At 69.3% G+C, this 12372-nt stretch carries 12 protein-coding genes and 1 tRNA gene; 7 read left to right on the top strand and 6 right to left on the bottom strand.

Going from position 1 to position 12372, the window contains the following annotated elements:
* Nucleotides 1-14 precede the first annotated feature (14 nt).
* From phoU to JDY09_RS00715, 5 genes are all read right to left on the bottom strand, one after another.
* The gene (gene phoU, locus JDY09_RS00695) at nt 15-725 is read right to left on the bottom strand and encodes a phosphate signaling complex protein PhoU (RefSeq protein ID WP_274716898.1); all 711 of its coding nucleotides are present in this window, start codon (nt 723-725) and stop codon (nt 15-17) included.
* A gap of 4 nt (nt 726-729) precedes the next feature.
* Nucleotides 730-1602 (bottom strand): phosphate ABC transporter ATP-binding protein PstB, encoded by an 873-nt coding sequence (pstB, locus tag JDY09_RS00700; RefSeq protein ID WP_274716899.1) that lies wholly within the window; start codon nt 1600-1602, stop codon nt 730-732.
* A gap of 103 nt (nt 1603-1705) precedes the next feature.
* On the bottom strand, nt 1706-2545 hold the full coding sequence (gene pstA / locus JDY09_RS00705) for a phosphate ABC transporter permease PstA (protein ID WP_428837487.1): 840 nt from the start codon (nt 2543-2545) through the stop codon (nt 1706-1708).
* 83 nt (nt 2546-2628) lie between these two features.
* Nucleotides 2629-3579, bottom strand: a complete 951-nt coding sequence (pstC, locus tag JDY09_RS00710; protein ID WP_428837488.1) for a phosphate ABC transporter permease subunit PstC — start codon at nt 3577-3579, stop codon at nt 2629-2631.
* Between the two features lie 46 nt (nt 3580-3625).
* Nucleotides 3626-4570 (bottom strand): PstS family phosphate ABC transporter substrate-binding protein, encoded by a 945-nt coding sequence (locus JDY09_RS00715; RefSeq protein ID WP_274716902.1) that lies wholly within the window; start codon nt 4568-4570, stop codon nt 3626-3628.
* A 175-nt stretch (nt 4571-4745) separates the two neighbouring features.
* Here JDY09_RS00715 and JDY09_RS00720 point away from each other — a divergent pair, with 175 nt between their 5' ends.
* The 7 genes from JDY09_RS00720 to JDY09_RS00750 all read left to right on the top strand — a co-directional run bounded on the left by JDY09_RS00720 (nt 4746) and on the right by JDY09_RS00750 (nt 10673).
* Entirely contained in the window at nt 4746-5585 is an 840-nt protein-coding gene (locus JDY09_RS00720) for a response regulator transcription factor (protein ID WP_274716903.1), read from the top strand.
* A gap of 90 nt (nt 5586-5675) precedes the next feature.
* Complete coding sequence (locus tag JDY09_RS00725; protein WP_274716904.1) at nt 5676-6245, top strand: hypothetical protein; 570 nt, start codon at nt 5676-5678, stop codon at nt 6243-6245.
* Between the two features lie 97 nt (nt 6246-6342).
* A complete protein-coding gene (locus JDY09_RS00730) occupies nt 6343-6816 on the top strand; it encodes a hypothetical protein (protein WP_274716905.1) in 474 nt (157 codons plus the stop codon).
* The gene (locus JDY09_RS00735; RefSeq protein WP_274716906.1) at nt 6813-8258 is read left to right on the top strand and encodes a hypothetical protein; all 1446 of its coding nucleotides are present in this window, start codon (nt 6813-6815) and stop codon (nt 8256-8258) included. Before JDY09_RS00730 ends, JDY09_RS00735 begins: the two co-directional genes overlap by 4 nt.
* 86 nt (nt 8259-8344) lie before the next feature.
* Nucleotides 8345-8418: transfer RNA gene (locus JDY09_RS00740), tRNA-Asp, on the top strand.
* A gap of 56 nt (nt 8419-8474) precedes the next feature.
* A complete protein-coding gene (locus JDY09_RS00745) occupies nt 8475-9275 on the top strand; it encodes an SDR family NAD(P)-dependent oxidoreductase (protein WP_274716907.1) in 801 nt (266 codons plus the stop codon).
* A gap of 738 nt (nt 9276-10013) precedes the next feature.
* On the top strand, nt 10014-10673 hold the full coding sequence (locus JDY09_RS00750) for a hypothetical protein (protein ID WP_274716908.1): 660 nt from the start codon (nt 10014-10016) through the stop codon (nt 10671-10673).
* Between the two features lie 34 nt (nt 10674-10707).
* On the opposite strand, the gene JDY09_RS00755 is transcribed toward JDY09_RS00750, so the two are convergent.
* Nucleotides 10708-12369, bottom strand: coding sequence for an FAD-binding oxidoreductase (locus JDY09_RS00755; RefSeq protein WP_274716909.1), 1662 nt, complete (start codon nt 12367-12369; stop codon nt 10708-10710).
* Nucleotides 12370-12372 lie beyond the last annotated feature (3 nt).

Raw genomic sequence — 12372 nt, forward strand, 5'->3', positions numbered from 1 at the left:
CCGAGCAGCCAGCGTCACGCGTCCGAATCGACCTGCGGCGACAGCTCGGGATGGGAAGCGTCCTGGAACTCCTGGAACAGTCCCGTGACCACGAAGGCGGTTTGCTCGCCGACATCGACGGCATAGTCGCCGATGCGCTCGATGTTGCGCGCGGCGAGCATCATGTGCATGCCCCACTCGCGCAGCTCGAGGTCGTCGCTGATCTCGACGACACGGTCGAAGCACTCGCGGTTGAGACGGTCGATCTCGTCGTCGAGACGCACCAGGTCGAGCGCCATCTGGACATTGCGGTCGGCGAAACAACGGCGCGCCTGGACGACCTGTAGGCGCGCGTGCTGCCCCATCCGCGCGAGCTTCTCGAGCAGCAGGTCGTCGGTGCGCGGCTGCGGATCGTCGAGCGGTACCAGCTTGGCGATGTTCACACAGTGGTCGCCCATCCGCTCGGCATGACGGATGACGTGCAGGAGCGCCGCCGCCAGACGGAGGTCGCCCGCGACCGGCGCCTGCCGGGCGATCAACCCGAGCACGCCCTGGTGCACCTCGAGATAGCGGCCGTCGAGGCGGTCGTCGTCGGCCACGACGAGGTGCGACAGCTCGACATCGTGGCGGATCAACGCCTCCATCGCGTTGTCGAGCTGGCCGACGACCATGTCGAGAGCGCCGAGCGTCTGCCGCTCGAGCTCGGCGAGCTCGTCCTGGAAGTGTTTGCGCGCCCGCTCCGGCATCGTCTCAACCCATCTTTCCGGTCACGTATGCCTCGGTGCGCGGATCGGCAGGGTTGGTGAAGATCCGCTCGGTCGGCCCGTACTCGATCAGCTCGCCGGCCCGCTCGCCCTTGTCGTCGCTCTCGACGGTCAGGAAGGCGGTCATGTCCGACACTCGCGCCGCCTGCTGCATGTTGTGCGTGACGATCACGATCGAGTAGCGCTCTTTCAGCTCGACCATCAGGTCCTCGATGCGCGCGGTCGAGATCGGGTCGAGCGCCGAACAGGGCTCGTCCATCAGGATCACCTCGGGTTCGACAGCCAGGCAGCGAGCGATGCAAAGACGCTGCTGCTGGCCGCCCGACAGTCCGTAAGCGTTGTCCTTGAGCCGGTCCTTCACCTCGTCCCACAACGCCGCACGGCGCAGGGCGCGTTCGACGATCTCGTCGAGGTTGCCCTTCATCCCCGTGACGCGCGGACCGTAGGCGACGTTGTCGTAGATCGACTTCGGGAACGGGTTGGGCTTCTGGAAGACCATCCCGATCAGCTTGCGCAGCTCGACCGGGTCGACGTTCGGGTCGTAGATGTCTTGGCCGTGGTAGCGGACCTTGCCCTCGACCACTGCGCCGGGAATCAGGTCGTTCATGCGGTTGAGGCAGCGCAAGAGCGTGCTCTTGCCGCACCCCGACGGCCCGATCAGCGCCGTGATCAGGTTGCGACCGATGTCGAAGGTGACGTTGCGAACCGCAGGCTTGCCCGCGTAGCGGACCGTGACGTTCTCGATCTCGACGACCGGCTCGACACGCTCGGGTGCGGGTTGGTCGCGGCGCACTACGTCGGCGTCGATGTGCACCAACGTGCGCTCGCCAGCTCGTGGCCGGGCGGACGTTCCCTGCATCGGTTCCCCCTGTTCTCCGTGCGCTGTCAAGTCCGTGCTCGAAGTTTCGCTGTTCTCGGCGGCCGCCACGTTTCCGGAAAGTGCACGAGCTCCTACCCGCCGTTCACCAACGCTGACGACTGCGATCGCGGATCCAGATCGCGGCCGCGTTCATCAGCAGCAGCAGAGCTAGCAGGACGACGATCGCTGCCGCCGCAAGCGTGCGGAACTCCTCCTGCGGGCGAGAGATCCAAGCGAAGATCTGGATCGGTAGTGCCGTGAACGCGCTCAGCGGCCCGTCGGGGTTGAACTGGACGAAGGTGAGCGCCCCCAGCATCGTGAGCGGTGCCGCCTCGCCGATCGCCCGCGACAGCGCGAGGATCGAGCCGGTCGCGATCCCCGGCACCGCCGCCGGCAGGACCTGGCGGCGGACCGTCTGCCACTTGGTGGCACCGAGCGCCAACGACGCCTGGCGGATCGAGTCCGGTACCGCCCTGATCGCTTCGCGCCCGGCGATCGTGACGATCGGCAGCACCAAAAGCGACAGCGTCAGTGCCGCGGCCAGAACCGTCGGCCCGAGTCCGAGCGGACCGCGCGCAAAGAAGGCGAGACCGAGGATGCCGTAGACGATCGACGGCACCGCCGCCAGGTTCTGGATGTTCAGCTCGATCAGACGGTTCCACCAGCGCGAGCGATCGGCGTACTCCTCGAGATAGATCGCCGCGCCGATACCCACCGGCACGACCGTGAGCGCGACGATCGAGATGATCCAGATCGTCCCGAAGATCGCCGACTGTGCACCGGCAAGGGAAGGTGTGCTCGAGGGAAAGTTTTCGATGAGGCGCAGGTCGAGGCGCGGTGCCCCGCGCACGATCATCGTCACGAGCAGCGTCGCGAGGCTGACGATCCCGATCGCCAGACTCACGAACAAAAGCGCAGCGAAGGCCCGCTCGCGCCAGCGCAGGCGACGCGACCGGCCGGCGAAAAGGCGCGCGGCGACGGCGTCGCGGACCGCGTCCGCTTCGGCGCTCGTCACTCCCACGGAGCTCACTCGTAAGCCTCCCGGAACCGGCGCACCAGTCGCGCGCTGGCGAGGTTCATGAAGAAGGTCATAACGAAGAGCGTCGCCCCGACAGCAAAGATCGTCTTGTAGCCAATGCTGCCGGTGGGGAGGTCGCCGATGCCCGCCGACGCGATGAAGGCGGTCATCGTCTGCATCGGCTCTGTCGGATCGAGCGTAAGGTTCGGCTGGTTGCCGGCGGCGATCAGCACGATCATCGTCTCGCCCACCGCTCGCGAGATGCCGAGCACGAAGCTGGCGACGATTCCCGACAACGCTGCCGGAACGACGACGCGCATCGATACCTGCATCCTCGTCGCGCCGAGCGCGTACGCCCCCTCACGGAGGCCGCGGGGAACGGCCGACATGGCGTCTTCCGAGATCGACGCCACCGTCGGCAGGATCATCACGCCCATCACGAGACCAGCGGCAAGGGCGTTGAAGGTCGACGGCGGGTCGCCCGGCAGGAACCAGATGTCGCGCAGAAGCGGAGTGACGAACACCAACGCGAAGAAGCCGTAAACAACGGTGGGAATGCCGGCCAGCACCTCGAGCACCGGCTTGAGCACACGGCGCGCCCGGTCGGGTGCGTACTCGCTGAGGTAGATAGCCGCGCCGAGCCCGAACGGGATACACACGACGAGCGCCCAAAAGGTCGTCACGAGCGTCGCCACGACGAGTGGCAGGACGCCGAAGTGGGCGTCGGCGAAGAGCGGCGACCAGTTCGTCCCGGTAAGGAAGTCGAAGAGGTCGACCGTGCGGAAGAACTCGATCGCCGGGATCGCCAGCGCCACCACGATCCCGACAGTGGTGGCGACAGACAGCGCGCCGCAAACGAACAGGAGCGCAACGACGAAGCGCTCGCCCCAACGCACGCGGCGGGTCCCGAGGCGCCCCGTCGGGCGCCCCGGAACTCCTGCCGCTCCGCTTGTGGGCAGAGCGCTCAGCGATCGACCTCCCTGTCGTGAGTAGCGCTCACACCGTTCAGCCCGCGAGCCTGTCGACCTCCTGACGCGCCTTGCGCTGCTGCGTGTCGGTGAGGTCGATGAACAGCGCTCGCTTTGTGAGCTCCTCTTCGTTGTCGATGTAGAAGCGCACGAACTCCTGAACCTCACGGCGCTGGAGCGCTTTGCGGCTCGGGTAGATAAAGAGCGGACGGGCAAGCGGCTTGTACGTACCGTTCTGAACGGTCTCCCTGCTCGGGGTCACGCACCCGTCGCCGCCATCTACCTGAACGAGCTTGAGCTTGTCTTGGTTCTGCTCGTAGTAGGAGAGCCCGAAATAGGCGAGAGCGTTGGGATTGCCGGAAACGCCCTGGACGAGGACGTTGTCATCCTCGCTGGCGTTGTAGTCGCTGCGGCTGCGGCCTTCTTCACCGTTGATCGCTTTGGTGAAGAAGTCAAAGGTGCCGCTGTCGGTCCCGGGCCCGTAGAGCTCGAGCGGACGGTTGGGGAAGCTCGAGCGGACCTGCTTCCAGTTCTTGACCTTCGAGCCCTGGTCCCAGATCTTGCGCAGCTCGGCAACCGTCAGGCACTTGACGAAGTCGTTGTCCTTGCTGACAACGACCGACAGGCCGTCGTTGGCGACTTGGATTTCGGCCCACTCGACCCCGTTCTTGCGGCAGAGGGCCTTTTCGTCGTCTTCGATTTGGCGCGAGGCGTCGGCGATGTCGATCTCGCCGCGGCAGAACTTCTCGAAGCCGCCGCCGGTTCCGGAGGTGCCGACGGTCACGCGCACGCCAGGATTCTCTTTCTGGAATTCGTCGGCAGCCGCTTCGCTAAGCGGCGCGACGGTGCTCGAGCCGTCGATGCGGATCGATCCGCTGAGGCCGCTCCCGTTTCCGTTCGAACCGCCGTTGCCGCCGCAGGCGGCAAGGGTCGCCGCGAGCGCGGCCGCTAGCGGCACTATCAGCAGACGGGTATTTGGCACTTGTCTTCTCCTTTTTCCTCTCTCCGTGTTCCGACCGGTTGAGCGTTGGTCGGACGGCGAGGTTCCCAGCGCGCGAACGGAAGCCTGTTATCGACTTGTGGCGTGGTTGTAAACGAGATGTAAACAGGGCGGCGGGCGCCCACGCGGCCTTCGCGCCTCGGGTACAGTCGCGGCAATGGCCGTAACGCTGGCCGTTCTCGATACCGACAGCGGTTTCGTTCACGTCTTGCTCAAGCGTGCCGAGGCGCTCGGCTGGCGCAGTCGTCGCTTCGAGGCGCCGCCGCGGCTCGACGAGTTCAGCGCCGGGCGCGTCAACGCCTTGGTCGTGGACATCGCGATGTTCGGCCCCGCCGGTTGGGACTGGCTCGAGCGCGTGGCGCAAGAGCTGCCGGGAATGGCGGTGCTGGTGTGTACCGGTCGCTCGACGGTCGCGCAGCGCGTGCGCGGGCTGCGCCTTGGCGCCGACGACTGGATCACCAAGCCCTGCCACCCCGAGGAGGTTGTCGCGCGCGTCGAGGCGGCGCTTCGCGCCCGCATGCGCGTAGTCGGCCGGCGCGAGATCGAGCCGCTTCGGGCGGGCGAGCTCGAGATTCGGCCCGAGCAGTACCAGGCGTTCGTCGCCGGTCGCAGCGCGGACCTCACGCGACGCGAGTACGAGCTGCTCGAGGTGCTCGCCAAGGCCCAAGGGCGGGTGCTGCAGAGGGAGGAGATCTACCGGGCGGTGTGGGGTTACACGATGGCGCACGGCGACCGCTCGGTCGACGTCTTCGTGCGCAAACTGCGCAAGAAGCTCGAGGCGGTCTCGCCCGAGTTCGAGTACATCCATACTCACTTCGGGATCGGCTATCGGTTCGATCCACGACCGCGCAGCATCGCGGGCGCGCCGCCGACGCAGACTTCGTCTTTCGACGCGACCGCGCTGCCGACGCAAGAGGAGCCGGGTTCAGTCGACCCCGCTGGCGGGAGCGAGGTTCCGGGGCGTCCGGCGCGGCGCCTCCGCGCAGTTAGCGCCTGAACGTGTTCTGTAACACCGCTACTTAGCCTTTGCGGTGTCTGGAATACTTGCCCCGTGCTCGGGGCAAGAGCAGCTCGCCGTGCCGCGCCGATGACGATCGGCTTGATGGCGGCGGCTCTGCTCGTGCTGCACGAGCTGCGCTACGCCGCGGCGGCGCTGCTCGGCGCGACTCCGCCCGGTCTCGACGGCGCGCACCACTATCTGTCGGTAGCGGAGCTGGCGAGCGGAATCGTCGCCGTGCTCTGCAGCACCGCTGCGCTGCTCGTGCGAAGCGCCCCACGATCCGGCGCCCGCGGTTTAAGCGTGCTCGAGGCGACAGCGCTGCTCCTCGCCGCCCACTTCGCCCAGGAAGCGATCGAGGCGCTGGTGGCGGGAAACTCGCTTTCAGCGGTGTTCTTAGGCGGCGAAGCGCTCGCCGTGCCGCCTGCGGCGTTTCTCCTCGGCCTGTTCGTAGTCCTGGTGTGCGGCGGCCACTCCGAGGTGGTCGACGAGATCGAGCGCATCGTCGAGCGTGTCCGCGAGGCCTTGTGTACTCGCGCTCTCGCACCGGCGCTCGGTGTCCTCGCCGCGAGCGATCGGCAGGACAACGTCCGCCCGCTTTCGCCGCTCGCCCTGAACCGCGGCTTGCGCGCGCCCCCACGTTCTCTCGCGCGCTCCTGAGCGCGCGACGCGCGAGCAGGTTCTAGGACAACCGTTTGCGGCGAGTCGGCGGGGTGGCGCCGGCTGGTCGCCGATCGATCAGGAGGTTCGAACGCACATGAACGTCAAAGGGCGGATCGCAGTCGTGGTAGCAGCAGCGGTGGTAGCGGTCGGTGGTTATGTCGCGCTGCGACCGAAAGACGACGACAACGGCGGTTCGAATCCGTCCGCTCGGGCTGTTGCAACCCACACGAGCATGGGGACTGGGGAAAACACGCGAGCCTCGACCGGAACCGCAGCCGTGCGTCCCCAGACCGCGCTCCAAGCGAAGCGGTTCGCGCTCACGCTGCGTGGTGGCGAGCTTGTGTCAGGGCCGCGTCGCATTGACGTGTCGAAGGGCGATCGCGTGGTGATCACTGTCACCAGCGACCGGCCCGCGAAGCTCCACTTGCACGGCTACGACATCGAGCGCGACGCTGCGCCGGGGCGGCCAGCACGCTTCACGTTCGAAGCTGCCATCGAGGGCTCGTTCGAGATCGAATCGCACACCACCGGCGAGCACGTCGCCCGCGTCGAGGTGCGGCCGCAATGAGGCGGGGCGGATCCCCCCTCGCCGCGGCGGCCGCGCTCGCCGCGGGGGTGGTTGCGGTCGGGGCGCTTTTCCCTGACAGTGTCGCCGCGCACGGCATCGCCGTGCGTGGCGACCTGCCGCTACCGCCCTGGCTTTTCGCCTGGGCAGCGAGCCTCGTGCTCGTCGTTTCGTTCGTCGGGCTTGGCACGCTGTGGTCGCAGCCGCGGCTCGAGTACCACACCCCCAGCCGCGAGCTGCCCAGACCGCTCGCGCGCGGCCTGACATCGCCGCTGCTCGAAGCCCTCCTAGGGGCGGCCAGCGTCGCGCTGCTCGGCCTGACCATCTACGCCGGCTTCGCCGGCAGCCAGGTACCGACCGAGAACGTCGGGCCGACGCTCGTCTTCGTCCTGTTCTGGGTCGGCATTCCCTTCGTCTCGCTCCTTCTCGGCGACGTGTACCGCGTGCTCAGCCCGTGGCGTGCGATCGGGCGCGCTGCGGGCACCGTGCTGCGGCGTCTCGGTGCACGGCCCCTCGTCGCGACCTACCCCTCGCGACTCGGTTTGTGGCCGGCGCTGGTCGGCTTTATCGCCTTCGTCACGCTCGAGCTGGTGGTAGCCGAGGGGGCGCAGCCGCGGACGCTCGCCCTCGCCACGATCGTCTACACGCTGTGGGCGTGCATCGGGATGTCGCTCTTCGGGGTCGAGACGTGGAGCCGCAACTGCGACGCCTTCGGCGTTTACTTCGGCTTGTTCGCGCGCCTCTCACCTTGGGAGCGTCGTGGCCGACGCGTCTTTTTGCGACCGCCGCTCGGTGGACTTGCGCGGCTCGCGCCGGCACCGGGGCTCGTGCCGTTCGTAGCCACGATGATCGGATCGGTCACCTTCGACGGCGCTGCCGAGTCCGAGCTGTGGGCGTCGGTCGGGCCTAGCATCGCGCGCACGATCGAGAAGCTCGGCCCGACACCCGCCACGGCCACCCAGATCTCCTCGGCGATCGGGCTCGCGTTCTGTGTGCTGCTGGTTTGGGCGCTCTACCACCTCGGCATCGCCGGTGTGCGAGCGGCGACGGGCTCGGGACGCGCCGCCGACCTTGCGGCGCGCTTTGCCCCCTCGCTCGTGCCGATCGCGTTCGCCTACGTCGCCGCGCACTACTTTTCGCTGCTCGCCTTCCAGGGGCAGGCGGTGGGGTATCTCGCATCCGACCCGCTCGGGCGCGGCAGCGATCTGCTCGGCACCGCCGACTGGCAGGTCGACTACAACGCGATCGGCACCGCGACGCTCTGGTACTTGCAGGTGGGCTTCGTTGTCGCTGGGCACGTGGCGGGGCTAGTGCTTGCCCACGACCGCGCGCTCGCGCTCTTCCGCGGCGCGCGCGAGGCGCTGCGCTCGCAGTACTGGATGCTCGCCGTGATGGTCTTTTTCACGAGCCTCGCGCTGTGGCTACTCTCGCAAGCGAACGCGTGATGGTGCGGACGCGTCGTTGCCATCGCGGCGCGCTCTGCGCCGCGCACCGGAGCGAGCGCGAGGGCGCTATCCTCGGGCACCGCCGAGCGGGCGTAGCTCAGTTGGTTAGAGCGCCGGCCTGTCACGCCGGAGGTCGCGGGTTCGAGTCCCGTCGCTCGCGTAGCCTTCGCCCCCGCCAGTGAGCGCGAACCTGGTGCAATCCCCGCCGACCGGCAGATGAAGATCGAGGGTGCGCGCATACTCCTCACTGGTGCCACTGGCGGAATCGGCGGTGCCATCGCGAAGGCGCTGGCCGAGCGCGGGGCGCGCCTGGTCGTAAACGGACGGCGCCGTGACGTGCTCGAGCGGCTGGCGGCACAGCTTCCCGCCGAGAGTGTCGAGTGCGTCGTCGCCGATCTCGCCGACCCTACGCAGGTGGACGAGCTTGTCGCCGCGGCCGGAGCTGTGGACGTGCTCGTTGCCAACGCTGCGCTGCCAGCCAGCGGCCCGATCCTCGACTTCACGCCCGAGCAGATCGACCGCGCGCTGGCGGTGAACCTGCGCGCGCCGATCGCTCTTGCCCGTGCGTTGCTGCCGGCGATGATCGAGCGGGGGAGCGGTCACCTCGTTTTCATGTCGTCGCTGGCCGGAAAGGTCGCTCCGCCGGGATCGGCGCTCTACTCGGCGACCAAGTTCGGTTTGCGCGGCTTCGCTCTCGCCTTGCGCGAGGACCTCCACGGCACAGGGGTGGGAGTGACCGCGATCTTCCCAGGTTTCGTGCGCGAGGCCGGGATGTTCGCCGAGACGGGTGTGCGCCTGCCGCGGGGGGTCGGCACCAGCACACCCGAGCAGGTCGCGCGCGCCGTGGTGGCTGGGATCGAGCGCGGCAAGGTCGAGATCGATGTGGCGCCGCTACCGATGCGCGCCGGAGCGCGGATAGCGGCGGTTGCCCCCTCGCTGGTGGCGTCGGTGCAGCGGCGGCTCGGTTCTCGCGAGATCGCGCAGCGCGTGGCGCGGGCACAAGCCCACAAGCGCTAGCGACCGGGCTCGGCTCCGCGATGAGCTGCCCGGGGGTGAGCGCCCGCGGTAGCTGGTTCACGCGCGCGTTCGTGGTCGATACGATCGATCGCGCAGGCTCGACCGCTCTGGTGGGGCCGAAGCGACAACGGGGGCAGGGGTATGACGAAGCGAACACTGCGCGTCGCTATGGCGGCGTGCGCGATCGTGCTGCTAGCCCTTGCTGGCGGGGCGACGCTAACCGGCACCAGCGCGAGCGCCGGCGCGCGACCGGCCGGTAGTTCCACGCCGTCGGCCGCCAAGGCGCAAGCGAGCGAGAAGCGCGGCACGAGCGACCGTCGCGCGACGGCGCGAAGCGCACGCCGGGCACGCCTCGTGCGCAACTGCAGCCGCCTCTTGGCGCGGGCGCGGCGAACGGAGCGCCGCTCCAGCGCGCACAACGTGCGAAGGCACAGCACTCGCCGTGCGAGCGCTCGCGTGCGCCGCTGCCGCGCCCTGCTCCGCGCCGAGCGCGCTCGCCGGCAGCGGATCGCTCGCAAGCGAGCCCAAGCCGCGTCGCGCAACGCGCGTCGTAAGCACGACAACCGGGCCGGCCACCGCACCTGCACGACGCCCGGCAGCGCGAACCGCGGGGCGGGTGGCGAGCAGGGCTCGAAGCCGGCCGGCGGCGCGCCGCCGAGCGAAGGTGCTCGGGGGGCTGGTGGAGCCCCGGAACGACGCGTGTCGGCGCTCCCCGTTGCACCCGGCTCGTGTCCGGGCGTGCGCCCGGGAGCCGTCGTGCGCAGCGAGGTCGGCCAGTGCACGCTCGCCTTCCTTTTCCGCGGTAGCGACGGACGCAACTACATGGCCACCGCGGGCCACTGCATCCTCGGTGACGGGCCTTTCGCAAGCGGCGCCGGCGAACGGACGTGGCGTCCTGGCGGCGGTCCGGCAGCCGAGGGCGGAGACGGGCGGCGCATCGGCGAGTTCGCTTACGCGATCCTGCGCGAACCGTACGACTTCGCGCTCATCCGGCTCGATCCCAGTGTCGCGGCCGACCCGGCGCTGTGCCACTTCGGCGGTCCGACACGCCTCTACACCGAGCGGGCCACGCGCCCGACATTGCTGCACTGGTTCGGGCAGGGTCTGCTCCTCGGGCAGACGATCCCGGCGCGCAGCGCCGTCGCTCCCACGACGCGCGACCCCGATCACGTCTACGCCGTCGGAGCTGCTCTGCCCGGCGACTCGGGCAGTGGCGTGATCACCGCCGACGGCGCTGCGGTCGGCGTGCTCGTCACCGTCGGTGTCCACACCGGCGCTATCGGTAGCGACGGTGTCGACGCTGGCACCATCGGCATTACGCGGCTAGCGCCGCAGCTTGCGCGCGCCGAGCAGGCGCTCGCGATCCGGCTCGCTCTGCGGACGGCGCCCGTGCGCTGACGGACGGCGGCGCGGAAATCTGTCCCCGGCGCGCTCACAGCAGCGCGCCGGGGTTCATGATCCCGTGCGGATCGACGGCTCGCTTCGCCGCTCGCAGCGCTTGTGCGAAGGGTGCGGGCCGCTGCTGGCGGTAGCCGGGCAGGTGGTCGCGGCCCACCGCGTGGTGGTGGGTGACGGTGCCCCCGGCGTCGACGACGGCGCGCATCGCCGCCGCCTTGATCTCGTCCCACTGCCGCAGCTCCGCGCCCTTGCGTGCGGGAGCCAGAACCGTGAAGTAGGGCGCGCATCCGTCCCTGTAGAGGTGTGTAAGCCGGACCGTGACGAGGCCCGTGCCGCACAGCGCCCGCACCGCTGCCGCTGTGGTCTCGACGACCGCGGTCACGAACGTGTCGAAGCGATCCCAGGTGACGGCGCTCTCGAACGTCTCGCAGATCACACCTAGCCGCACCAACACGTCGCGCAGAGACGGCGCGCCGACGAAAGCGGCACGCCACGCCCCTTCCGCTTCGCCTGCCGCCTCGCCGGCGCTCGCTACCTCGCCACCAGCGTCCTGCAACAGCTCGAGCGCCCGTGCGAGCGGCCGCTCTTGCGGCTCCACCGCTGACTCGAAGCCCAGCACGCACAACGCTCGTCGCTCCGCCAGAGCCCCGGTGACGAACGCTTCTTCGCCGTCGACGACGCGCAGGTTCGCGGGTGCGAGCTCCGCCTGCACGAGCTGTCGCGCCGCGTCGGCTGCGCTCGCGAGCGATGGAAACGTCACGCTAGCGCGGGCGCGGAAGCGCGGTCGCGGGCGCACGCGCACCCACGCATGGGTGATCACGCCGAGCGTGCCCTCGGAGCCGAGCAGCAGGCGGTCGGGGCTCGGCCCGGCGCCCGAAGCCGGCAGGCGCCTGCTCTCCCATCGGCCGCTCGGCGTAACGGCGGCGATCGCCTCGACGTGGTCGTCGATGTGTTGCTCGAAGGTGGCGAAGTGCCCGGCGGCACGCGTCGCGATCCAGCCGCCCACCGTGGAGCGCTCGAACGACTGCGGAAAGAAGCGCAGGGTGAGACCGTGGGGACGAAGGAGATCCTCGACCAGCGGTCCGGGCGTGCCGGCGGCGAGGCAGGCGGCGCGCGATCGCTCGTCGAGATCGAGCAGACCGACGAGCTTCTCGAGGTCGAGCGCGACGACGGCCGGGAACTGCTCGCAGCCGCGCGGCTCGACGCCACCGACCACGCTGGTCCCGCCGCCCCACGGGATCAGCGCCGCGCGCTTGTGCGCGCACCACTGGACGATCGCTTCGACATCCGCTTCGCTGCGCGGGCGCGCCACGAGATCGGGGGCGTTGTCGAACTCGCCGCGCAGCGCGCGCACGAGATCGCGGTACGCCTGCCCGTAGGTGTGGGCGGCGCGGTCGGGTGCGGCGCTCGAGAAGAGGTGGGCGAGCGATGTGGGCGGATCGAGTCGCGGCGGCGGCAGATCGACGCCGTCGAGGGCGACTGGGTCCTCGACCCACTCGGCGCCGAAGCCGAGCCGCTTACGTACCACCGCTTGCACGTCGGGGGCGATCGGCGGCGCCGGCAGCGGTGTCGCCCAACCCCAGCGCTGCTCTGCAGATTGTCGAACGGAGCTAGCGAGCGGGACGGCCGCAGCACCGTTCGTACCCTTGCGACCCGCCCGCTCTTCCGCTTCGTGAAGCCGTTGTTCGCTGGCCACGCT

Source organism: Thermoleophilum album (genome assembly GCF_028867705.1).
GTDB lineage: Bacteria > Actinomycetota > Thermoleophilia > Solirubrobacterales > Thermoleophilaceae > Thermoleophilum.

What these genes read in the sequence shown, in the direction of transcription:
- phoU (WP_274716898.1), bottom strand. Translation starts at nt 725, where the DNA reads ATGCCGGAGCGGGCGCGCAAACACTTCCAGGACGAGCTCGCCGAGCTC.
- pstB (WP_274716899.1), bottom strand. Translation starts at nt 1,602, where the DNA reads ATGCAGGGAACGTCCGCCCGGCCACGAGCTGGCGAGCGCACGTTGGTG.
- JDY09_RS00720 (WP_274716903.1), top strand. Translation starts at nt 4,746, where the DNA reads ATGGCCGTAACGCTGGCCGTTCTCGATACCGACAGCGGTTTCGTTCAC.
- JDY09_RS00725 (WP_274716904.1), top strand. Translation starts at nt 5,676, where the DNA reads ATGACGATCGGCTTGATGGCGGCGGCTCTGCTCGTGCTGCACGAGCTG.
- JDY09_RS00730 (WP_274716905.1), top strand. Translation starts at nt 6,343, where the DNA reads ATGAACGTCAAAGGGCGGATCGCAGTCGTGGTAGCAGCAGCGGTGGTA.
- JDY09_RS00735 (WP_274716906.1), top strand. Translation starts at nt 6,813, where the DNA reads ATGAGGCGGGGCGGATCCCCCCTCGCCGCGGCGGCCGCGCTCGCCGCG.
- JDY09_RS00745 (WP_274716907.1), top strand. Translation starts at nt 8,475, where the DNA reads ATGAAGATCGAGGGTGCGCGCATACTCCTCACTGGTGCCACTGGCGGA.